Raw genomic sequence first — 22,487 nt, 5'->3', positions numbered from 1 at the left:
GAACCCATGAACTACCTCATTCAACAGGCCTCCATCCTGGGCGGCGAGCCCCAGGACGTGCTCATCGCCGACGGGCGCATCGCCCAGCTCGGCTCCATCGCGCCGGCGGACGGCGTGCAGGTCGTCGACGGCTGCGGTCTGGTGCTGCTACCCGGCATGGTCGACCCGCACACCCACCTGCGCGAACCCGGCCGCGAAGACGCCGAGACCGTGGAAACCGGCACCCGCGCCGCCGCCAAGGGCGGCTACACCGCGGTGCATGCGATGGCCAACTCGACCCCCGTGGCCGACACCGCCGGCGTCGTCGAGCAGGTCTACGAGCTGGGCCGCAAGGCCGGCTGGGTGGACGTGCGCCCGGTGGGCGCTGTCACCGTCGGGCTGGAAGGCAAGCAGCTGAGCGAGATCGGCGCCATGGCCGATTCCCGCGCCCAGGTCAAGATGTTCTCCGACGACGGCATCTGCGTCTCGGACCCGCTGCTGATGCGCCGCGCGCTGGAGTACGTGAAGGCCTTCGACGGCGTCATCGCCCAGCATGCCCAGGAGCCCCGCCTGACCGACGGCGCCCAGATGAACGAGGGCGAAGTCTCCTCGGTGCTGGGCCTGCCCGGCTGGCCTGCCGTGGCGGAGGAGTCGATCATCGCCCGCGACGTGCTGCTGGCCGAGCACGTCGGCGCCCGCCTGCACGTGTGCCACGTGTCCACCGCCGGCTCGGTGGAGATCATCCGCTGGGCCAAGGCGCGCGGCATCCAGGTCACCGCCGAGGTCACCCCCCACCATCTGCTGCTCACTGACGAGAAGGTGCGCACCTTCGACCCGGTCTTCAAGGTCAACCCGCCGCTGCGCCGCGAGGAAGACGTGATGGCGCTGCGCGCAGCGGTCGCCGACGGCACCATCGACGTGATCGGCACCGACCACGCGCCGCACCCTGCCGAATCCAAGGAATGCGAGTGGGCAGCGGCCGCCATGGGCATGACCGGGCTGGAGACCGCGCTGTCCATCGTGCAGCACGCCTTGGTTGACACCGGGCTGCTTTCCTGGGCAGACGTCGCCCGCATCACCTCGACCACCCCGGCGCAGATCGGCCGCGTCGCGGACCAGGGCCGCCCGATCGCCGTGGGCGAGCCTGCCAACCTGGTGCTCGTGGATCCGGCCGCGCGCTGGATCGTGGATCCGTACGCGATGGCCACCAAGGGCCGCAACTCGCCGTTCGCCGGCATGGAGCTGCCCGGTTCGGTGCGCGCGACCTTCTTCCACGGCCACCCCACGGTGCTCGACGGCCAGCTGGCCACCCCGAGGCCTGCCGATGCCTAGGGAAGCCATCGTGCCGGTGCTCATCACGGTGCTGGTCATCGTCGGCGCCTGCGCGCTGATCCTTCTCGGTTGGCGCAACCTCAAAGCCCGGCAGGCGAACGTGCCCGAGCCCTTCGAGCCCTTCGCCGACGAGGTCGACCACGAGTTCTCCGGGATGTACGTGGCCACCACCAAGTACGAGGACTGGCTGGAGCGCATCGCGGTGCACGATCTGGGGGTCCGCAGCAATGCGCAGCTGCAGCTCGGCGCCGCGGGCCTGCACCTGGTCCGCCCCGGCACCCGGGACCTCCACGTCCCGTGGAGCGCCTTCGAGAAGGTCAGCCGTTCCTCCGGCATGATCGGGAAGTTCGTCGAGAAGAACGGCCTGATCGTGATCAGCTGGGAGAAGGACGGCTTCGCCTTCGACACCGGCTTCCGCCCCCGGTTCGCCGAGGACACCCCCAAGATTTATCAGTTGCTGGCGTCGCACCACCGCGGCGCAGCCGAGCAGGAGACAAACAAGTGAATTCCCTGAGCAACCTACCCGCAGTGCTGGTCCTCGAAGATGGCCGCATCTTCCGCGGCCGCAGCTACGGCAAGATCGGCACCGCGCTGGGCGAGGCAGTGTTCACCACCGGCATGACCGGCTACCAGGAGACGCTGACCGACCCGTCCTACGCGCACCAGATCATCACCCAGACCTTCCCGCACGTGGGAAACACCGGGGTGAACGACGAGGACAACGAGTCCAAGCGCATGTGGGCCGCCGGCTACGTGGTCCGCGAGGCCAGCCGACGCCCGAGCAACTGGCGCTCGGAGCGCACCCTGGAAGACGACCTGCTCAGCAACGGGATCGTCGGCATCCGCGGGGTCGACACCCGTGCGCTGACCCGCCACCTGCGCGACGCCGGCGCCATGAAGTCCGGCATCTTCTCCGGCGACGCGGCCGCGGCATCCGAGGCCGACCTCATCGCGCAGGTCACCGCGCAGCCGCCGATGGCAGGGCGCAACATCTCCGCCGAGGTTTCCACCGATGAGGCCTACGTCGTCGAACCGGCCGACCACGGCTATGAGGGCCAGGCCAAGCACACCGTCGCCGCCATCGACCTGGGCATGAAGTCGATGACCCCGCACCGCCTGGCCGAGCGCGGCCTGCGCGTGCACGTGCTGCCGTACAACGCCACCCTCGAGGACATCAAGGCCACCGGGGCCACCGGCGTGTTCTTCTCCAACGGCCCGGGCGACCCCGCCGCGGCCGCCGCGCAGGTCGAGCTGGTGCGCTCGGTGCTCGACGCGGGCATCCCGTACTTCGGCATCTGCTTCGGCAACCAGATGCTCGGCCGCGCGCTGGGCCTGGAAACCTACAAGCTGCGCTTCGGCCACCGCGGCATCAACCAGCCGGTGATGGACAAGGCCACCGGCCGCGTGGAAATCACCAGCCAGAACCACGGCTTCGCCGTCGACGCCCCGATCGAAGGCAGCTTCACCGCCCCGATCGAGCGCTACGGCAAGGTCGAGGTCTCCCACTTCTCCCTGAACGACCAGGTCGTCGAGGGCCTGAGCTGCCTCGACATCCCTGCGTTCTCCGTGCAGTACCACCCAGAGGCAGCCTCCGGCCCGCACGATGCCGCCTACCTCTTTGACCGTTTCGTCTCCGCCATGGATTCCGCCGCAGAAAAGGACGCCAAGTAATGCCTAAGCGCACCGATCTCAACTCAGTTCTCGTCATCGGTTCGGGTCCAATCGTCATTGGCCAGGCCGCCGAGTTCGACTACTCCGGCACCCAGGCGCTGCGCGTGCTGAAGGAGGAGGGCCTGCGGGTCATCCTGGTCAACTCCAACCCCGCCACCATCATGACCGACCCGGAATTCGCCGACGCCACCTACGTCGAGCCGATCACCCCGGAGGTCGTCGAGAAGATCATCGCCAAGGAGCGCCCCGACGCGATCCTGCCGACCCTGGGCGGGCAGACCGCGCTGAACACCGCCATCGCGCTGGACAAGTCCGGCGCCTTGGAGAAGTACGACGTCGAGCTGATCGGCGCGAACATCGAAGCCATCGAGCTGGGCGAGGACCGCGAGAAGTTCAAGGGCGTCGTTGAGCGCTGCGGCGCCGAATCGGCCCGCTCGGTTATCGTGCACACCCTTGACGAGGCCTTCGCCGCCGTCGAGGAGCTGAACTACCCGGTCGTCGTGCGCCCGTCCTTCACCATGGGCGGCCTGGGCTCGGGCATGGCGTACAACGCCGAGGACCTGACCCGCATCGCCGGCGCCGGCCTGCAGTACTCGCCGACCACCGAGGTGCTCCTGGAGGAGTCGATCCTCGGCTGGAAGGAGTACGAGCTGGAGATGATGCGCGACAAGAACGACAACGTCGTGGTCGTCTGCTCCATCGAGAACTTCGATCCCGTCGGCGTGCACACCGGCGACTCCATCACCGTGGCCCCTGCGATGACCCTGACCGACCGCGAGTACCAGAACCTGCGCGACATCTCCATCGCCGTGATCCGCGAGGTGGGCGTGGACACCGGCGGCTGCAACATCCAGTTCGCCATCGAGCCCGACACCGGCCGCGTGGTGGTCATCGAGATGAACCCGCGTGTGTCGCGTTCCTCCGCGCTGGCCTCCAAGGCCACCGGCTTCGCCATCGCGAAGATCGCCACCAAGCTCTCCCTGGGCTACACCCTGGACGAGATCCCGAACGACATCACCCAGAAGACCCCGGCCTCCTTCGAGCCGGCGCTGGACTACGTCGTCGTCAAGGTACCGCGCTTCGCGTTCGAGAAGTTCCCGGCCGCCGACGCCACCCTGACCACCACCATGAAGTCCGTCGGCGAGGCCATGGCCCTGGGCCGCAACTTCACCGAGGCGCTGCAGAAGGCCCTGCGCTCCCTGGAGCAGAAGGGCAGCGAGCTGTCCTTCGATCCGATCGACGCCGACGAGCTTGACTCGGTCATGAAGCACATTGAGAAGGGCTCCACCGAGCGCATGTCCCTGGTGCAGCGCGCGCTGCTGTCGGGCAAGAGCGTCGAGGAGATGTTCGAGGCCACCGGCATCGACCCGTGGTACCTGGACCAGCTGGCGCTGATCAACGAGACCGCCGCGATGATCGCGCAGAACAAGGACCTGGGCGAGGACGTGCTGCGCGAGGCCAAGCGCCACGGCTTCTCCGACGCGCAGATCGCCAAGCTCACCGGCAAGTCCGAGGCAGTGGTGCGCGGCGTGCGCCATGCGCTGGGCGTGCGCCCGGTCTACAAGACCGTCGACACCTGCGCCGCCGAGTTCGAGGCCTTCACCCCCTACATGTACTCCTCCTACGACGAGGAGACCGAGCTGGTCGCGCACGAGAAGAAGTCCGTGATCATCCTGGGCTCCGGCCCGAACCGCATCGGCCAGGGCATCGAGTTCGACTACTCCTGCGTCCACGCGGTGATGGCGCTGCGTGCCGAGGGCTACGAGACCGTCATGGTCAACTGCAACCCGGAAACCGTCTCCACCGACTACGACATCTCCGACCGTCTGTACTTCGAGCCGCTGACGCTGGAAGACGTGCTGGAGATCATCCACGCGGAAGAGGAGACCGGCGGCGTGCTGGGCGTGTTCGTGCAGCTGGGAGGGCAGACCCCGCTGAAGCTGGCGGCAGAGCTGAAGGAGGCCGGCGTGAACATCCTGGGCACCTCCCCGGAGGCCATCGACCTGGCCGAGCACCGCGGCGCCTTCCAGCGCGTGCTGGACAACTCCGGGCTGATCGCCCCGAAGAACGGCACCGCAGTGTCCTTCCCTGAGGCCAAGGCCATCGCGGACTCGATCGGCTACCCGGTCCTGGTGCGCCCGAGCTACGTGCTGGGCGGCCGCGGCATGGAAATCGTCTACGACGAGGCCTCGCTGGAGCGCTACATCGCCAACGCCACCGAGATCACCGTGGACCACCCGGTCCTGGTCGACCGCTTCCTGGAAGACGCCATCGAGATCGACGTCGACGCCCTGTTCGACGGCACCGACCTCTACGTCGGCGGCATCATGGAGCACATCGAGGAGGCCGGCATCCACTCGGGCGACTCGGCCTGCACCCTGCCTCCGATCACCCTGGGCCCTGACGTGCGCGCCCGCGTGAAGGAAGCAACCCGCGCCATCGCCGAGGGCGTGGGCGTGCGCGGCCTGATCAACATCCAGTTCGCGCTGGCCTCCGACATCCTCTACGTGATCGAGGCGAACCCGCGCGCCTCGCGCACCGTGCCGTTCACCTCCAAGGCCACGGGCGTGCAGCTGGCCAAGGTCGCGGCACTGATCGGCGTGGGCAAGACCCTGGCCGACCTGCGCGGCAGCTACCTGCCTGCCGAGGGCGACGGTGCGAACCTGCCGGACTCGGCACCAATCGCGGTCAAGGAAGCGGTCATGCCGTTCGCCCGCTTCCGCACCCCGGAGGGCAAGGTCGTCGACTCGCTGCTCGGCCCTGAGATGCGCTCCACCGGCGAGGTCATGGGCATCGACAAGTACTTCGACACCGCCTTCGCCAAGTCGCAGGCCGCGGCGAACAACCCGCTGCCGACCAGCGGCAAGGTCTTCGTCTCGGTCACCAACCGCGACAAGCGCTCGATCGTGATGCCGGTCAAGCACCTGGCCGACCGCGGTTTCGAGATCATCTCCACCGGCGGCACCGCCGAGGTGCTGCGCCGCAACGGCATCCCGACCCAGATCGTGGGCAAGCTGCACGAGGGCGGCGAGTCGATCGTCGACCTCATCCAGGCTGGCGAGATCGGGCTGATCCTGAACACCCCGTCGGGTTCCGATGCCCGCGGCGACGGATACGAGATCCGCGCTGCAGCCACCAGCGTCGGCACCCCGGTGATCACCACCGTGGCGGAGTTCGGCGCGGCCGTCCAGGCCATCGACGCCCTGCGCGAATACGCCTGGGACGTCACCAGCCTGCAGGAGCACGAAACCGCACTGGAAGCAGCGCGCAATGCCTAGTCCGGTGCCATTCGGGACCCGCCTTCGGGCGGCCATGGACTCCAGCGGACCGCTGTGCGTGGGCATCGACCCGCACCCGGGGCTGCTGGAGGCCTGGGGACTGCCGAACACGGCCGAGGGCGTGCGCGTGTTTTCGCTCACTGTGGTGGAGGCGATGACCGGCGTGGCCGCCATCCTGAAACCGCAGGTGGCCTTGTACGAGCGCTTCGGTTCGGCCGGCTTCGCGGCGTTGGAGGAGACCCTCCAGGCCGCGAAGGCTGCCAACCTGCTGACGCTGGCCGACGCCAAGCGCGGGGACATCGGCTCCACCATGGCGGCCTACGCGACCGCCTGGCTGGACGATTCCTCGCCGCTGGCCTCGGACGCCGTGACCCTGAGCCCGTACCTGGGCTACGAGTCACTGCGCCCCGCCATCGACCTGGCTGCGGCCACCGGCAGGGGAGTGTTCGTGCTGGGGCTGACCTCCAACCCTGAGGGCGCTTCGGTGCAGCATGTCGGCGGTGATAAGTCAGTTGCTAAATCAATCATCGAGCAGGTCAGCGCGGAAAATGCAGATGCCGAAGATTTGGGGCATGTCGGCTTGGTGGTCGGTGCGACCATCGGCGACGCACCCGCGAAACTCGGCATTGACCTGAGCGCTTCCAAGGCTCCGCTGCTTACCCCGGGCCTCGGCGCCCAGGGGGCGACGGCGCAGGACATCGCAACGGCGTTCGCCTCCAGCTACCGCCAGGTACTGGGGACCAGCAGCCGCGACATCCTGAAGGCAGGCCCGGACGTGAACGAGCTTCGAGACAAGGCGCGCAGCGTGCGCGACGAACTGCTCGCAGCGAAGTAGCGACAACTAAATATGCGACCCAATCGCGTTGTGGCCGATAGAGTTTCTACTGGCCACAACGCGATTAGTCTTGCCAAACGCGTGTTGGAAAGCTATGTTCGGTTCATAGCCTTAGTCCACTACACATTAAGGATGGCTGAACGATGGTTCTGCGAGAACTCTCTGACGAAGACCGCATCCGGGCACGCGCCAAAGCACTTGCTGCCCGCACCCGTCGTGCTGAAATCAAGGCCCAGTTCAGTGCCGGCAAAATTTCCATCACCGAGGTACTAGACTTGGTATACGAAGATGAGGCCGTGGGACGCATGCGTGTCATGGACCTTCTGGAATCGGTACCGGGCGTTGGTGAAGTACGCGCGGCGAATTTGCTGGAGCGACTTGGCATTTCCCCATCCCGCCGGCTGCGCGGACTGGGACGCAAGCAACGCACCGCAATTACCGAGCACTTCAAGCAAAGCCCGCCAAAAACGAAAGTGTAGTCAATGACCGTTGCGTCGGTAACTGTTCTAGCCGGCCCCACGGCTGTAGGTAAGGGCACCGTGTCCACCTACATCCGAGATAACTATCCAGACGTCTGGCTTTCGGTGTCGGCAACGACACGCGATCCACGACCCGGTGAAACCGACGGAGTCCACTACTTCTTTGTGGGCCCCGAGAAGTTCCACCAGCTCGTCGACGAGGGCCAGATGCTGGAGTGGGCCGTGGTCCACGGCCAGAATAGCTATGGCACCATCCGCTCAACGGTGGAAGACGCGGTAGCCGAGGGCAAGAAGGTGCTGCTGGAGATCGATCTTCAGGGTGCCCGCCAGGTCAAGGAGTCGATGCCCGAGGCAAAATTCGTCTTCCTGGCCCCGCCGTCATGGGACGAATTGGTCCGCCGCCTGATTGGCCGCGGCACCGAAACGCCCGAAGAACAGCAGCGTCGGCTGGAAACCGCTAAACTAGAACTTGCGGCGGAATCAGAATTCGACGTGACCATCGTAAACGACGATGTCGCACGTGCCGCCGAAGAGCTTGTGGCCCTCATGGGGCTGAAGAATGACTAAAGGGAGTCTTGTGTCCAACCTAGAGGGAATCATCAACCCATCGATCGACTCGTTGCTTGAGACGAACGACTCGAAGTACGCGATCGTGCTGAATTCGGCTAAGCGTGCCCGCCAGATTAACGCCTACTACGCACAGCTTAACGAAGGCCTGTTCGAGTACGTCGGTCCGCTGGTTGAAACCAAGCTGAACGAGAAGCCTCTGACCATCGCCCTGCGCGAGCTGGATGAGAACCTCCTGAAGGTGACTCCGGCCGAGGTCACCGAGGACTAGTCGAAAAGGTGGCGCCCCATTAGTGGGCGCCTTCTTTTTCGTTAAGCACCAAAAAACACGCCCGCAACGGGTCGATGCTCCGCGGTGCGGTGAAAATCACTGCGACCGCCCAACCATCCAAGGAAGAGCTGCGTGAAGCGAATCGTCTTAGGCGTCTCAGCAGGGATCGCCGCCTACAAATCCGTGCTCCTGCTGCGCCTGCTGCGCGAGGCCGGACACCACGTCGACGTCATCCCCACCGGGAACGTCGCCAACTTCGTCGGCAACGCCACCTGGGAGGCGCTCTCCGGCAATCCGGTGACCTCCAACGTCTTCGACGCCGTCGATACCGTGAACCACGTGCGCCTGGGCCAGCAGGCCGATCTGGTGCTCGTGGTGCCGGCCACCGCCGACATCCTCGCCCGCGCCGCCTCCGGGCTGGCCGACGACCTGCTCACCGGCACTTTGCTGGCCACCCGCGCGCCGGTGGTCATGGCCCCGGCCATGCACACCGAGATGTGGCAGCACCCGGCCACCGTGGCGAACACCGCCGTGCTGCGCGAGCGCGGGGTGCGCGTGATCGAACCGGCCTCGGGACGGCTGACCGGCAAGGACAGCGGCCCCGGCCGCCTGCCCGAGCCCGATCAGATCTTCGAGTCCATCCAGGACCTGCTCTCCGAGCCGATCCTGGCCGGTCGCAAGGTGCTGATCACCGCCGGCGGCACCCGCGAGCCGCTGGATCCGGTGCGCTTCCTGGGCAACCGCTCCTCGGGGCGCCAGGGCGTGGCGCTGGCGCAGGCCGCCCGTGACGCCGGCGCCCAGGTCACGCTCATCGCCACGCACCTGGAGGTGCCGGCCCCGCACGGGGTGGAGCTGGTGCACGCCTCCAGCGCGCTGGAGCTGCGCGAGGCGGTCTTCGCCCACGCCGAGAGGCAGGACGCGCTGATCATGAACGCCGCCGTCGCCGACTTCCGCCCGGCGACTATCGAGGGCTCGAAGATCAAGAAGCGCGACGAGCATTCGGCACCGGTCATCGAACTGGTGCGCAATCCCGACATCCTGGCCGAGATCGTCTGCGCCCGCGGTGCGAACGACCAGCTGCCGCCGGTGATCGTCGGCTTCGCCGCGGAAACCGGCGACGACCAGGGCAGCGTGCTGGACTACGGCAGGGCGAAGCTCGCGCGCAAGGGCTGCGAGCTGCTGGTGGTCAACGAGGTCGGCGCCAACTTGACCTTCGGGACCGACAGCAACACCGTGCAGGTGCTGTTCGCCGACGGGAAACCTGCAGTGGGCGCCGCCGGAAGCAAAATCGAGGTGGCCCGCGTCGTCATCGGGCAGCTCGCCGCCGAAATAAACGGACATGTTGCCGACGCAAAGTGAGCCGCGCCATATAGCGCTTGGTCACGAACGCAGCAAGTTCTGCCAACCGGTCGATACGACCAGATAGAGTACAAAGGTGACTTCAACAACCCCTGAACTACGTCTTTTCACCTCGGAATCCGTTACCGAGGGCCACCCGGACAAGATCTGCGACCAGATCTCCGACGCGATCCTCGACGCCATGCTGGCGCAGGACCCGGATTCCAAGGTCGCCGTCGAAACCCTGACCACCACCGGCCTGGTGCACGTGGCGGGCGAGGTAACCACCAACGGCTACGTCGAGATCCCGGAGATCGTGCGCCGCACCATCCTGGACATCGGCTACGACTCCTCGGCCAACGGCTTCGACGGGGCGCGCTGCGGCGTGTCGGTCTCGATCGGCCAGCAGTCCCAGGAGATCCACGACGGCGTGTTCAACTCGTTGGAGTCCCGCGAAGGCATCGCGAAGGACCCGCGCGACATGCAGGGCGCCGGCGACCAAGGCCTGATGTTCGGCTACGCCTCGAACGAGACCGCCTCGCTGATGCCGACCCCGATCTTCCTGGCGCACCGCCTGTCCGAACGCCTGACCCAGATGCGCAAGAACGGCCGCATGCCACTGCTGCGCCCGGACGGCAAGACCCAGGTCACCATCGGCTACGACGGCGACACGCCGGTCTCCGTGGACACCGTGGTGGTCTCCAGCCAGCATGCCTCCGAATACGAGCTGAATACCCTGAAGGCCGACCTGCTCGAGGAGGTCGTGACCCCGATCCTGGAGCGCTCGGAGCTGGACATCTCCAGCACCAAGGTGATCCTGAACCCCTCGGGACCGTTCATCATCGGCGGCCCGGTGGGCGACGCGGGCCTGACCGGCCGCAAGATCATTGTGGACACCTACGGCGGCTTCGCCCGCCACGGCGGCGGCGCCTTCTCCGGCAAGGACCCGTCGAAGGTCGACCGCTCGGCCGCCTACGCCATGCGCTGGGTCGCGAAGAACGTCGTGGCCGCCGGGCTGGCAAGCCGCGCCGAGGTCCAGGTGGCCTACGCGATCGGCGTCGCGCGTCCGGTGGGCCTGTACGTGGAGACCTTCGGCACCGAGACCGTGGACCCGGCGAAAATCACCGCCGCGATCAACGAGGTGTTCGACCTGCGCCCGCTGGGCATCATCGAGGACCTTGACCTCAAGCGCCCGATCTACCGCAAGACCGCCGCGCACGGCCACTTCGGCCGCGACGACAACGACTTCACCTGGGAGAAGCTGGACCGCGTCGACGCTCTGCGCAGCTGGTTCAACGCCTAGCAGCAGTGGAGCAAGACGCCCTCATCTCAGCACCCGGCCAGGCCCGCCTCAAGCGGGTCGCCCGGGTGCTGATTGATTCCTCGGTCCCGCACCTGGACCGCCTCTTCGACTACGAGGTGCCCGAGTCCATGCACGCGGCAGCCCAGGTCGGGGTGCGCGTAAAGGTGCCCTTCGGCCCGCAGCAGCTGGCCGGGTTCATCGTCGAGCTGCTGGAGGACCACCAGCCGGCGATGAAGCTGCGCCCGCTGTCGAAAATCATCTCCGAGAGGGTGGTGCTGCACCCGGACGTCCTGGCCGCCGCCTCGCTGGTCGCCGCGCGTTACGCCGGGACCCTGTGGGACGTGGTGCGCCTGGCAGTGCCCACCCGCGCGGCCAAGGTCGAGGCCGAGGAGCTGGTGACCGCCCCGGCGCTGGCGCTGGGGGACGCCCCCAACCAGCTGGAGCACTACGAGCAGGGTTCTGCGGTGCTGCAGGACTGGGCCGACGGGGCCACCCGGCGCGCGGTGGCGAGCTGGGCGCCGAATTTCCACGGCTCCTGGCCCGGGTTCCTGCTGGATGCCGCGCGGCCGGTGCTTCAGCGCGGGGCGCGGGTGCTCATCGTGGTGCCCGACGCGCGCGACCTTGACCTCTTGTGCGCGCACCTGGACGAGCAGCTCGGCGCCCAGTCCTACGCGCGGCTGCAGGCCGACGACGGCCCGACCCCGCGCTACCGCAACTTCCTGCGCGCCATCGGCGGGCACGTGCAGCTGGTGGTCGGTACCCGCTCCGCCGCCCTGTGCCACGTGCCGGACCTGGAACTGATGATCATCTGGCAGGACGCCGACCGCTCGCACCGCGAATTGCGCGCCCCCTACCAGCACAGCCGCGAGGTCGCGCTGCTGCGCAGCCAGCAGGCGGGGATCTCGCTGCTGCTGGCTTCCCCGTCGCGCTCCGTGGAGGCCCAGCGGCTGGTGGCCACCGGCTGGGCCAGCGAGCTGAAGCTGCCGCGCGACACGCTGCGTGCCCACACCCCTCGTGTGGTGGCCACCACCAACGACTTCGAGCTGGGGCGCGACCCGCTGCTGGCGCGGGTGCGCATCCCGTCGCTGGCCTGGCGCGAAGCCACCAAGGCGCTGGAAACCGGCCCGGTGCTGGTGCAGGTCGCCCGCACCGGATTCATGCCGGCGCTGGCCTGCCAGGACTGCCGGGCTCCGGCGCGCTGCCGGCTGTGCCAGGGACCGCTGCAGCTGGCCGGGAAGCAGTCGCATGTGGGCTGCCGCTGGTGCGGGGAGCAGTTCCACGACTACCGCTGCGGGCAGTGCGGCTCGCCGCGCGTGCGCGCCGCCAGCATCGGCGCCGACCGCACCGCCGAGGAGCTTGGCCTGGCCTTCCCCAAGGTGAAGGTGCTCTCCTCCACCGGGGCCAAGCCGCTGGCGAGCCTGGGCGACAAGCCGGCGCTGGTGGTCGCCACCCCTGGCGTCGAGCCCGTCGTGGAGGGCGGGTACGCCGCGGTGCTGCTGCTGGATGCCGACAAGATGCTCGCCTACGATTCGCTGCGCAACACCGAGGAGGTGCTCGCACGCTGGTTCACCGCCGCCTGCCTGGCCCGCAGCAGCGGGGTCGTGGTGCTCACCGGCAGCCCGAGCCCGGCCGGCGCCGCGCTGGTGCGCTGGGATGCCGCCGGATTCGCCGACCGCGAGCTGGCCGAACGCCGCGAGGTCGGGCTGCCGCCGGCCGTGCGCAGCGCCCTGGTCTCCGGGCCCGGTGCCGAACGGCTGGTCGCCGCGCTGGACGATGACATCCGGGCGCTGGTCGCGATCCACGGGCCGAGCATCATCGACGGACCGCCCGTGGAGCACCGCTACGTGCTGTTCTTCAGCTACGCGCACGGCCAGGCGGTCACAGAAGCGCTGCGCGCCCTGCGCGCCCGCATGTCAGCGGCCAAGGAACCGGTAGCGACCATCGCGGTCGATCCCGACGAGGTCCTCTAGGCCACGGCCTGCCCATCCCGCGGCCGGGCGTCCAGGCTAAGGTAGCCGTTGACCGTCGCGTAGAAGCGGTGTCCCGCCCAGTCGCGCCGGCCCACCCGGACGCGCCGCGGTTCGCCCTGCACCTGGCGGTGGCTGGCCTGCACGTACACGTCGTAGATGTCCGGGGTCAAGGGCTGCAGCTCCTGTTCGCCGTGCAGCGCGAACGCGTCCGCCGCGGGGCGCAGGGGCAGGGCCGCGTCCGCGCCGCCGTGGCGTGGGCGCAGGATCAGCTCGGCCAGCTGCGGCGGCGGGCCGGCAGGAACGAAGTGCGGGACTCCTGCGGCTTGCCCGCCCTGCCTGTCCTGCCGCACATTCCAGTGCGCGGCCAGCAGCTGCTCGAGCAGCGCCCACGCCTGCATCTGCCGGGCATCCCCGGTGCGCAGCGCCGCCGAGCGCTGCCGGTGCGGGAAGCCAAGCTGCGATTCCAGCTGCGCCGCCGCCACCGGCCCATCCCCAGCCAGCGTCCGGGCCGGTAGGTGCGCAGGATCTTGCGCCGGTAGAGGTCGAGCACCATGCCCTGTTCCAGATCGGCCGGAAGCCGCGCGGCGCGGACCTGCTCGGCGATGCGCGCCACCGACCGGGTGCAGCCCTCCGGGTCGGCCTTGCGGGCGCTGATGTTGTTGGCGTCCTGGCGGGCGCGCAGGAAGTAGTAGTCGTCGTCCGCCAGTACCGCGGTGCGCTCGGCGGCCAGATAGCAGGCGGTGATGAAGATGCCGTCTTCCAGCCGCACCCGCCCCTCGGGGAAACGCAGCTCCAGGCGCTCGATCAGCGCGCGGCGGATGAGTTTCTGCGGCGCGAGGGTGGCGAAAACCTCGCGCAGCTCGGCCTTGGGGTTGTTCTTGGCCAGCAGCGTGCGGTTCACCGGGCGGCCGTTGAGCCCGGCGATGCGCGGGAGCACCATGTCCGCCTGGTGCAGCTGCGCGTAGTCCAGCATGCTGCGCAGGGCGTGGCTGGCCAGCATGTCGCCGGCATCGGCGAAGAAGACGTAGTCCGCCTCGGTGGCCGCCAGCCCGCGGTTGCGCGGCTGGCCCGGCCACCCGCTGTTGCGCTGGCGGATCACCCGGGTGCGCGGGTGCGCGGCGGCGAATCGGTCCATGAGCTGCGGCCCGCCGTCGGTGGAGCCGTCGTCGACCAGGATGAGCTCGAAGTGCTCCGGATCCAGGTCCTGCGCCGCCAGGCTGTCGAGCAGTTCGCCCAGGTAGGGCATCGCGTTGAAGACCGGGACGATGACCGCGACGCGCGCGCTGCCGGAGCTGGCCGTGGGACCGGTGTCCGACGCTCGGATGCCGCGTTGCGAAAGCCGCGCGCGGACCAGGCCCAGGCACCGCCGCAGCGACCCAGCTAATTCCCCCTATGCCATGCGCCCCCATTTCCCCGGCCAAACCCGCGAACGCAGATAGCGGGCCGGCCTGGTACTCTAGCGCCTGGCGGGGCGGGTCACACCTTCATGACGAGGGCCGCGGACAGGCGCCGCCCCAGCTGCGTGCTTAACCGCCGAGCCCCTCCAGGAAGCGCCGCACCGCGGCCGCAGCCTGGGGCGCCTTCTCATAGTGGATCAGGTGGCCGACGTCGGGCAGCATCAGCAGCCGCGCGTCGGCGAACGTGGCGCGCAGCGCCTCCTGGGTGGCCGGGGAACCCAGCTCGTCCTGCTGCCCGCCGACCATCAGCGTCGGGATGCCGATGACCCGGGAGTATTCGCCCACGGTGTGGCTGATCGAGGCCAGGTAGGCTTCGGCCAGGGTATCGCGGGAGTGGAATCCGCCGAAGTACGCGCGGTGCTGGTCGCGCACATAGCGGCGCATCTGCGGGTCGCGGCTCTTGGTCATCACCAGCGACATGCCGTCGGTGAACAGCCTCGATCGCAGCAGCGGCTCGCCGATGCCGGCCGGCAACGCCGCGCACAGGGCGTAGTAGCCGCTGGTCAGCTGCGCCAGCAGCGCCTGGGAGGATTCCAGCGCCGGTTCGGAGATCGGATTGAGCAGGGTCAACGAGGCGAAGTCGCGCCCGGCGGCCAGCCTGGCGGCGATGATGGACCCGAAGGAGTGCCCGAGCAGGTGGGTGGCCGGGCCCAGCTGCAGCTCGTCGGCCAGCACGTCGAGCATCCGGGCGTAGCCCTCGACGTCGTGCGGGGCCTGGGTCATGGAGCTGGAGCTGCCGAAGCCGGGCAGGTCGGGCACCACCACGGTGTAGCCGGGAAGCTGGGCGATGATGCGGTCCAGCCCGTGGTGGTCGCCGCGGAAGCCGTGCACCGCGAAGAGCACGCCGCGCGATTCGGCAGGCACGGCCCGGTAGGTGAAGACCTTGGTGGCGGAGCCGAAGAGGCGGTGCGTGCTGACAAGTTGCGTGCGTGGGCTCATGCCTCAAATCCTACCCGTCCAGCAGCGCCAGGGCCGCGCCCTCGTCGATCACCAAATCGGTGATCAGCCCGCCGTTCAGCGCCCCGCGCACGGCCTCGATCTTGCCCCGGCCGGCCACCACGCAGAAGCGCTGCGGCACCCGGCGCAGGGTATCGAGCGCGGGCCCGGTGGAGCGGGCGTTGATCCCGATCCCGGAGCTGTGCCCGTGCCGGTCGAAGAACACCGTCGCCACGTCGCCCACCACACCGATCTTCGCCAGCTGCGCGGTCTCCTGCTTGCTCAGGTAGCCGCCGCGGTAGACCTGCGAGGTGACATCCGACCCGGCCGCGCCCAGCGAGAACACCGCCAGGTTCATCTCCGACTGCACCTTGAGCACGCGCTTGACCGAGGTTTCCTGCCACATCGCCCGGCGCGTGGACGCGCGGTCGAAAAACGCCGGCACCGGGAACTGCTCGGTACGCGCGGTGAACGCCTCGCCGAAGCGGGTGAGGATCTCGCTGGCGTAGCGCACGCCGCTGGTGACCGGGTTCGCCGCGCCGTTCAGCTGCACGATCACGGTGTCATGGGTGGGGTGGGAGCTGAGCGCGGTGGACACCGCCTGCATGGTCGAACCCCAGGCCACCCCGATCGTCATCGAGGAGGAGACCATCGCTCCTAGCTGGTGCGCCGCGTGCGCGGCGACGCGGGAGAGCAGTTCCGCGTCGTCCATGGAGCCGTCGGTGGGCACCACCTGCACGTTGATACCGAAGCGCTCGGCCAGCCGGCCGGAGAGCTGGGCTGACATTCCGGCGCTGGGGGAGATGCTGATCGAGACCATGCCGGTGCGCTTGGCGTGGGTGAGCAGCCGCGAGACGGTCGAGCGGGAGGTGCCCAGCTCGCGGGCGATGACCTCCATCTTCAAATCCTGCAGGTAATACAGCTGGGCGGCGCGCAGCGCGTCCTTCTCACGGGTGCCGTACTGCACGGATGTGTCATGCGCAGGGCGCCGGTAGGGCCCTGCAGGGGGTGGTTTCTGCATCAATCTGACCATTTCTGCACGTTTGTGCAATTCATTTGACCGCTTTGCAAACTACCGACAACACTAACCCGTAGAACTACTCAATCGTTACAAAGGGGCAACACGTCGTGAATCGGGAACAGCTGGCCAAACTGCGCGAACGGCCCCAGGCACGGGTTCTGGTCGTCGGCGGCGGCATCAACGGTGTCGCCACCTTCCGCTACCTTGCCATGCAGGGCCTCGACGTTGCGCTGGTCGAACGCGGAGACTACTGCCAAGGCGCGTCGGGCGCCAGCTCGCACATGATCCACGGCGGCATCCGCTACCTGGAAAACGGCGAGTTCCGCCTGGTGCACGAGTCGGTGCAGGAGCGCAATTCGCTGCTTCAGATCGCCCCGCACTACGTCAAGCCGCTGCAGACCACCATCCCGATCTTCTCCACCTTCTCGGGGATCCTCTCCGCTCCGATGCGCTTTGTGACCCACAAGTCCGGCAAGCCGACCGAACGCGGCGCCGCCCTGATCAAGGCCGGATTGGTGATGTACGACGTGTTCGCCGGAGTCGGCGGGCGCAACACCCCGTGGCACAACTTCAAGGCCGGCGCCGCGGCCCGCAAGGACCTGCCGGCCCTGCGCGACGACGTGAAGTACACCGCGACCTACTTCGACGCCTCGGTGCACAACCCTGAGCGCCTGACCCTGGACGTGCTGCAGGAAGGCCTGCGCGCCAACCCGGACGCCCGCGCCAGCAACTACGTGGAACTGGCAGGGGTCGACGGGGGCACCGCGCAGCTGCGCGACGTGCTGACCGGGCAGAGCTTCGACTTCGACGCCGAGGTCATCATCAACGCGACCGGCGCCTGGGTCGACGTGACCAATGAGCAGCTGGGCCGGAAGACCAAGTGGACCGGCGGCACCAAGGGCTCGCACATCGTGCTGGACCACCCCGAGCTGCTCGCGGCCACCGGCGGACGCGAGATCTTCTTCGAGCACGAGGACGGGCGCATCGTGCTGATCTACCCGATGCTCGGGCGCGTGCTGGTGGGCACCACCGACCTGGAGCACGACATGGCCGAGCCGGCGGTGTGCACCGAGGAAGAGGTCGACTACTTCTTCGAGCTGGTCCACCACGTCTTCCCGCGCATCACCGTGCGCCGCGAGCAGATCGTCTACAAGTTCTCCGGCGTGCGCCCGCTGCCGAACCACGACGACACCGCCCCCGGCTTCGTCTCCCGCGACTATCAGGTGCGCGAAACCCGGCTCACCGACACCACCACGATGCTCTCGCTGATCGGCGGCAAGTGGACGACGTTCCGCGCACTGAGCGAGAACCTGGGCGGCAAGGCGCTGGAATTCCTGGGGGAGCGCGAGATCCGCTCCACCGCCGGCGTGCCGATCGGCGGCGGCAAGGACTTCCCGATGAACGAGGGCGAGCTGGCCGCCTGGTACGCCGCGCGCGAGAACGCCGCCGGGCGCGACCGCCTGCGGGTGCTGCTCGAGCGCTACGGCACCGGAGCGGACGCGGTGCTGGCCCAGCTTGGCGAGGACACCGCGCTGCAGCACTCCGACGAGCTGTCCTGCCAGGAGCTGGCCTACATGGCCGCCCACGAGCAGGTAGGCCGCCTGATCGACGTCTTCATCCGCCGCACCAACCTGGCCTTCCGAGGCCTGGTCACCAAGGATCTGGTCAGCGAGGCGGCACGCTGCCTGGCTGGGCCGATGGGCTGGGATGACACCCAGACCCAGGCCGAGATCGCCCATACGATCTCGGTCCTGGCAGGCAGCCACGGGGTCGACCTGGACTGAGCCTGCCGTTGCTGCCGGCGGCAGATCGCCGCCGGCAGGATGTGATATCACCTCAAAGGTCAAAGATGCCCCTGCAAGTGTTCATTTCCGAATTCACCGGTACTTTTATCCTCGTTCTCATGGGCGCCGGCGTTTGCGCCAACGTCTCGCTGAAGGGCACCCTGGGCAGCGCCGCAGGGTGGGTCGCCATCAGCTTCGGCTGGGGCCTGGCCGTCTTCTCCGGTGTCTGGGTTTCGGCCCCGTCCGGCGCCCACCTGAATCCCGCGGTCACCCTGGGATTGATGGTGAACCCCGAAGCAACCGAGCTGGCCCCAGGCATCCCGAAGTCGGCAGCGACCGCGCTGGTCTACGTGGCCGCGCAGTTCATCGGCGCTTTCCTGGGCGCCGTCACCGCCTGGCTGGCCTACAAGAAGCACTTCGACGAGCCGGCCAACCAGGGCAAGGTGCTCGGAGTGTTCGCCACCGGCCCGGCCATCCGCTCCTACGGGTGGAACGTGGTCTCCGAAGCCATCGGCACCTTCGTGCTGGTGTTCGTGATCGGCGGCTTCGGCGGGACGCCGCACGGGCTCGGCCCGCTGGCGGTCGGCCTGCTGGTCGTCGCGATCGGCCTATCCCTCGGCGGAGCAACCGGATACGCTATCAATCCAGCACGTGACCTCGCCCCGCGTCTTGCGCATGCGGTGCTGCCGATCCCCGGCAAGGGGTCCTCGGACTGGGCCTACTCGTGGGTTCCCGTCTTCGGTCCGCTGGCCGGCGGAGCCTTGGGCGGCCTGGCCGTCGCCGTCCTGCTGTAATGCCGCACCCACTAGAGAAAGTTGATCGACAGTGAGCAACAAGTACGTCATCGCCATTGACCAGGGAACCACCAGCTCCCGCGCCATCGTCTTCGACCACGCCGGAGAGGTCGTCTCCGTGGGGCAGAAGGAGCACGAGCAGATTTTCCCGGCCGCCGGATGGGTGGAGCACAACCCGATCGAGATCTGGGACAACGTGCGCGAGGTCATCGGCACCGCGCTGGCCAAGGAGAACCTGACCCGCCACGACATCGAGGTCGTCGGCATCACCAACCAGCGCGAAACCACCGTGGTGTGGGACAAGCACACCGGTGAGCCGGTATACAACGCGATCGTCTGGCAGGACACCCGCACCCAGGACATCGTCGACGCGCTGTCCGCCGAGGGCGGGATCGAGCGCTACAAGGACCGTGTCGGGCTGCCGCTGGCGACCTACTTCGCCGGCACCAAGATCAAGTGGATCCTGGAGAACGTCGACGGGGCGCGCGAACGTGCCGAGGCCGGCGACCTGCTGTTCGGCACCACCGACACGTGGGTGCTGTGGAATTTGACCGGCGGGCCGGAGGGCGGCGTGCACACCACCGACGTCACCAACGCCTCGCGCACCCTGTTCATGAACCTTGAAACCCTGCAGTGGGACGAGCAGATCCTGGCCGACTTCGGGGTTCCCGCCTCGATGCTGCCAGCGATCAAGTCCTCCTCCGAGGTGTACGGCACGGTCGCCTCCAACCAGCTGCTGCGCGAGGTGCCGGTCGCCGGCATCCTGGGCGACCAGCAGGCGGCAACCTTTGGGCAGGCCGCCTTCGGCGCGGGCACCGCGAAGAACACCTACGGCACCGGCTGCTTCCTGATCTTCAACACCGGGCAGGAGATCGTCTCCTCAAGCAACGGGCTGATCACTACGCTGGCCTACAAGCTGGGCGACGCCGCCCCGGTGTACGCGCTGGAGGGCTCGATCGCGGTCGCCGGGTCGCTGGTGCAGTGGCTGCGCGACAACATCGGCATGATCGCCAGCGCCCCGGAGATCGAGGAACTGGCCAGCCACGTCGAGGACAACGGTGGGGTGTACATCGTGCCGGCGTTCTCCGGCCTGTTCGCCCCGTACTGGCGTTCGGACGCGCGCGGCGCGATCGTCGGGCTGACCCGCTTCGCGGACAAGCACCACATCGCCCGCGCGGCCCTGGAGTCCACCGCGTTCCAGACCCGCGAGGTGCTGGACGCGGTCAACGCCGACGCCGAGGTGCCGCTGACCGAGCTGAAGGTGGATGGCGGCATGGTCGCCAACGAGCACCTGATGCAGTTCCAAGCCGATATCCTCGGCGTGCCCGTGGTCCGCCCGAAGGTCACCGAGACCACCGCGCTGGGCGCCGCCTACGCGGCCGGCCTGGCCGTCGGGTTCTGGAAGGACCTGGGCGAGCTGGAGGCGAACTGGTCAGAGGACAAGCGCTGGGAGCCTGTGATGGGTGCCGAAGAGCGCGAACGCAGCCTGCGGCTGTGGAAGAAGGCCGTCACCCGCACCTTCGACTGGGTCGACGAAGACACCAAGGCCTAGCGTTTTCCCGACGGCCCAGCAGTCGGCCGACCACTGATCCCGGTCAACCACCAGGTTGGCCGGGATCCTTTTTCGTTCACCCGCGCCGGTCCGCGGGAGGATCCGTGGCCGGGGGCCCAGCGCCGCCGGGCGGGTCGTCGTCGAGCTGCAGGGCGCCCCAGTAGGTATTGCGCCGGGGCTTCTGCTCGGGATCAAGGTGCGGCGGCAGCAGCACTTGCGGCAGCCCGTTGACGTCGACCACTTTCAGCTGGCCGGAGTGGCGGCCGTGGTGCTCGTTGGAGCACATCGCCGCCCCGGAGTCGACGCTGGTCGTGCCGCCTTCCGCCCATGGCTTCTTGTAGTGGTCGATCTCCACCAGGTCCGGGGGCGTCGTGCATTCGGGCACAATGCACCCGCGATCACGGGCCATCACCGCCATCTTGATGTATCCCTGGTGGAAGCGCCTGGAGCGTCCGACGTCCAGCGGTTGGCTGTTGCCGCCCAGCACCAGCGGGATCACCCGGGCTGTGACCAGTAGTTTTCTCAGCTCGCCCGGCGGGATGTCCACCCCGTGGGCGCTGATGCCATGGGCCTCGGCCAGGTTCTGCAGGTCCTTGAGCCGCAGGTAGACCAGGATCTTCGGCACGATCGGCTTCGCGGCGCTCCCCGTGAACGACGTGGTGAGGATGGCCATCAGCGCGTTCAGCCGGCGCAGCGGGGCGTTCGGCTCCTCGGCGGCCGGCTCCTCGGCGTCGTTTTCATGTGGTTCGGCGTCGGGATCGGGCTTCGGACCGTCATCATCCGCTGCGGCGCCCGCTGGGGACTCCTGATCGGGCTGCTGGTCCGCGCTGCTGGAGGGCTCCGGGTCTTCCGCGGCCCAGTCGGGCATCGGCCCCTCGGGCTGGAGCCAGTCAGGCGTCGGCCGCTGATCGCCGGACGCGGTGCCCTCATTCTCCGCTGCGGGGGATTCCTGTTGTGCGGGGGCGTCCGGGGGCTCGGGCGAAACGGCCTGATCCGCGTCGGGCTTGCGCGCGTGCTTGCCGGCCTTGGTGCGTTTGCTGCCGGACTGGGCCGCTACCGAGCGCAGGTACTCCGCGTGGGCGGCCAGGGTGCGCAGGGTGAAGGTGTGCACACCCCGGACGACTGGCCCGATGAACAGGCCCAGGTCCGGCGGGAGCTTTTCCTCGTGCAGCTCCTTGTAGGTCTTGATCTGCGTGCCGATCTGCTTGCGCGCCTCGATCGGGCCGAGCTCGCGCAGCGCGTCGGCTGCATGCTCCTCCAGCAGCCTGCCGTCGGCCGCGCGGGCGGTGAGCGAACAGGGCACCCCGTCGAAGGTGGTGTCCGGTTTTTCGAGCTTCTCCAGGCTGCGGGCGGTGCCGGCGATGGCGCGGCGGTCGGCCTGGCCCTGGGCGTAGATGCTGGCCAGGTGCTCGAAGCGCGGCGCGCAGATGGTGCCCTGGGCGGTGCGCCGGCCGATGAGCAGGTGCGCGTCGTCGATCCGGCGTTGCGCCTCGAAATAGGTGATGCCCAGCCATGCGGCGAGCAGATCGCCGGCGGTCTTGTAGCCAGCCCGCCCGGAGGCGAACTCGGGCTCGGCCTCCAGATCGCAGGTTCCGGCGCGCAACGCATCGTAGGTGGCCAGGCTGAGCCCGGCCGCGCCGGTGACCTCGGCCTCCAGCGCGCCGGCCAGCTGCTCGCGGTGCACCTGCTGGGCGAACTGCTCCACTAGCTGCGCATGGGCGAGGACCAGGCGGGGATCGCGCGCCTCGTGGACCAGCCGGCCGAGCGCGGTGAACAGTGCCAGGCACAGCGCGCCCAGGCGCACCAGCATGCCAGCGGTGAGCTGGGTCCCCAGATGCTTCGGGGAGGTGCACAAGGTGTGCAGCGCGGTGAGCAGGGCTTCGGTGGTCATGAATCCAGCCTCGGGCCGAAGCCGGCGGC

At 68.4% G+C, this 22,487-nt stretch carries 19 protein-coding genes; 14 read left to right on the top strand and 5 right to left on the bottom strand.

The features are described 5' to 3' along the window. The first annotated feature begins 6 nt into the window (after positions 1-6). The 11 genes from C1H84_RS00700 (at position 7) to C1H84_RS00650 (ending at position 13,023) form a co-directional block, all read left to right on the top strand. Complete coding sequence (locus C1H84_RS00700; RefSeq protein WP_113606279.1) at positions 7-1,311, top strand: dihydroorotase; 1,305 nt, start codon at positions 7-9, stop codon at positions 1,309-1,311. Beyond that, on the top strand, positions 1,304-1,816 hold the full coding sequence (locus tag C1H84_RS00695; RefSeq protein ID WP_146955791.1) for a PH-like domain-containing protein: 513 nt from the start codon (positions 1,304-1,306) through the stop codon (positions 1,814-1,816). Before C1H84_RS00700 ends, C1H84_RS00695 begins: the two co-directional genes overlap by 8 nt. After that, positions 1,813-2,982, top strand: coding sequence for a glutamine-hydrolyzing carbamoyl-phosphate synthase small subunit (gene carA, locus C1H84_RS00690; protein ID WP_047119174.1), 1,170 nt, complete (start codon positions 1,813-1,815; stop codon positions 2,980-2,982). Before C1H84_RS00695 ends, carA begins: the two co-directional genes overlap by 4 nt. Beyond that, on the top strand, positions 2,982-6,260 hold the full coding sequence (gene carB, locus C1H84_RS00685; protein WP_113606277.1) for a carbamoyl-phosphate synthase large subunit: 3,279 nt from the start codon (positions 2,982-2,984) through the stop codon (positions 6,258-6,260). The genes carA and carB overlap by 1 nt, the downstream gene beginning before the upstream one ends. Then, on the top strand, positions 6,253-7,095 hold the full coding sequence (pyrF, locus tag C1H84_RS00680; RefSeq protein WP_047119172.1) for an orotidine-5'-phosphate decarboxylase: 843 nt from the start codon (positions 6,253-6,255) through the stop codon (positions 7,093-7,095). Before carB ends, pyrF begins: the two co-directional genes overlap by 8 nt. Before the next feature lie 143 nt (positions 7,096-7,238). Then, positions 7,239-7,574 carry an integration host factor, actinobacterial type gene (gene mihF, locus C1H84_RS00675; RefSeq protein WP_047119171.1) on the top strand — a complete coding sequence of 112 codons (336 nt, stop codon included), beginning with the start codon at positions 7,239-7,241 and terminating at the stop codon, positions 7,572-7,574. A 3-nt stretch (positions 7,575-7,577) separates the two neighbouring features. Then, the gene (gene gmk, locus C1H84_RS00670) at positions 7,578-8,141 is read left to right on the top strand and encodes a guanylate kinase (RefSeq protein ID WP_047119170.1); all 564 of its coding nucleotides are present in this window, start codon (positions 7,578-7,580) and stop codon (positions 8,139-8,141) included. Continuing rightward, the gene (gene rpoZ, locus C1H84_RS00665) at positions 8,134-8,412 is read left to right on the top strand and encodes a DNA-directed RNA polymerase subunit omega (RefSeq protein ID WP_047119169.1); all 279 of its coding nucleotides are present in this window, start codon (positions 8,134-8,136) and stop codon (positions 8,410-8,412) included. Before gmk ends, rpoZ begins: the two co-directional genes overlap by 8 nt. 132 nt (positions 8,413-8,544) lie before the next feature. Further along, entirely contained in the window at positions 8,545-9,771 is a 1,227-nt protein-coding gene (gene coaBC / locus C1H84_RS00660; protein ID WP_113606276.1) for a bifunctional phosphopantothenoylcysteine decarboxylase/phosphopantothenate--cysteine ligase CoaBC, read from the top strand. Positions 9,772-9,847: 76 nt separating this feature from the next. Then, entirely contained in the window at positions 9,848-11,053 is a 1,206-nt protein-coding gene (gene metK, locus C1H84_RS00655; RefSeq protein ID WP_047119167.1) for a methionine adenosyltransferase, read from the top strand. Between the two features lie 5 nt (positions 11,054-11,058). Next, a complete protein-coding gene (locus tag C1H84_RS00650; protein WP_113606275.1) occupies positions 11,059-13,023 on the top strand; it encodes a primosomal protein N' family DNA-binding protein in 1,965 nt (654 codons plus the stop codon). Here the strand turns inward: C1H84_RS00650 and C1H84_RS00645 are convergent. The 4 genes from C1H84_RS00645 to C1H84_RS00630 form a co-directional block, all read right to left on the bottom strand. Next, positions 13,020-13,373 (bottom strand): hypothetical protein, encoded by a 354-nt coding sequence (locus C1H84_RS00645; RefSeq protein WP_047119165.1) that lies wholly within the window; start codon positions 13,371-13,373, stop codon positions 13,020-13,022. The genes C1H84_RS00650 and C1H84_RS00645 overlap by 4 nt on opposite strands. After that, positions 13,289-14,290 (bottom strand): glycosyltransferase family 2 protein, encoded by a 1,002-nt coding sequence (locus C1H84_RS00640; RefSeq protein ID WP_280524248.1) that lies wholly within the window; start codon positions 14,288-14,290, stop codon positions 13,289-13,291. Before C1H84_RS00640 ends, C1H84_RS00645 begins: the two co-directional genes overlap by 85 nt. A 259-nt stretch (positions 14,291-14,549) precedes the next feature. Further along, on the bottom strand, positions 14,550-15,419 hold the full coding sequence (locus C1H84_RS00635) for an alpha/beta fold hydrolase (protein WP_053798106.1): 870 nt from the start codon (positions 15,417-15,419) through the stop codon (positions 14,550-14,552). A 10-nt stretch (positions 15,420-15,429) separates the two neighbouring features. Then, entirely contained in the window at positions 15,430-16,437 is a 1,008-nt protein-coding gene (locus tag C1H84_RS00630) for a sugar-binding transcriptional regulator (protein ID WP_342352831.1), read from the bottom strand. A gap of 107 nt (positions 16,438-16,544) precedes the next feature. Between C1H84_RS00630 and C1H84_RS00625 the strand changes: the two genes are divergently transcribed. The 3 genes from C1H84_RS00625 (at position 16,545) to glpK (ending at position 20,567) form a co-directional block, all read left to right on the top strand. Further along, complete coding sequence (locus tag C1H84_RS00625; RefSeq protein WP_113606273.1) at positions 16,545-18,221, top strand: glycerol-3-phosphate dehydrogenase/oxidase; 1,677 nt, start codon at positions 16,545-16,547, stop codon at positions 18,219-18,221. Positions 18,222-18,286: 65 nt separating this feature from the next. Continuing rightward, on the top strand, positions 18,287-19,015 hold the full coding sequence (locus C1H84_RS00620; protein ID WP_113606272.1) for an MIP/aquaporin family protein: 729 nt from the start codon (positions 18,287-18,289) through the stop codon (positions 19,013-19,015). 31 nt (positions 19,016-19,046) lie between these two features. Continuing rightward, the gene (gene glpK / locus C1H84_RS00615; protein ID WP_047119160.1) at positions 19,047-20,567 is read left to right on the top strand and encodes a glycerol kinase GlpK; all 1,521 of its coding nucleotides are present in this window, start codon (positions 19,047-19,049) and stop codon (positions 20,565-20,567) included. A 76-nt stretch (positions 20,568-20,643) separates the two neighbouring features. Here the strand turns inward: glpK and C1H84_RS00610 are convergent, their stop codons facing one another. Then, positions 20,644-22,458 carry an HNH endonuclease signature motif containing protein gene (locus C1H84_RS00610; protein ID WP_113606271.1) on the bottom strand — a complete coding sequence of 605 codons (1,815 nt, stop codon included), beginning with the start codon at positions 22,456-22,458 and terminating at the stop codon, positions 20,644-20,646. Between the last annotated feature and the right edge of the window lie 29 nt (positions 22,459-22,487).

Source organism: Glutamicibacter soli, from assembly GCF_003309065.1.
GTDB lineage: Bacteria > Actinomycetota > Actinomycetes > Actinomycetales > Micrococcaceae > Glutamicibacter > Glutamicibacter soli.
The sequence above is the reverse complement of the archived record's forward strand: the minus strand, read 5'-3'. Positions and strand labels throughout refer to the sequence as shown.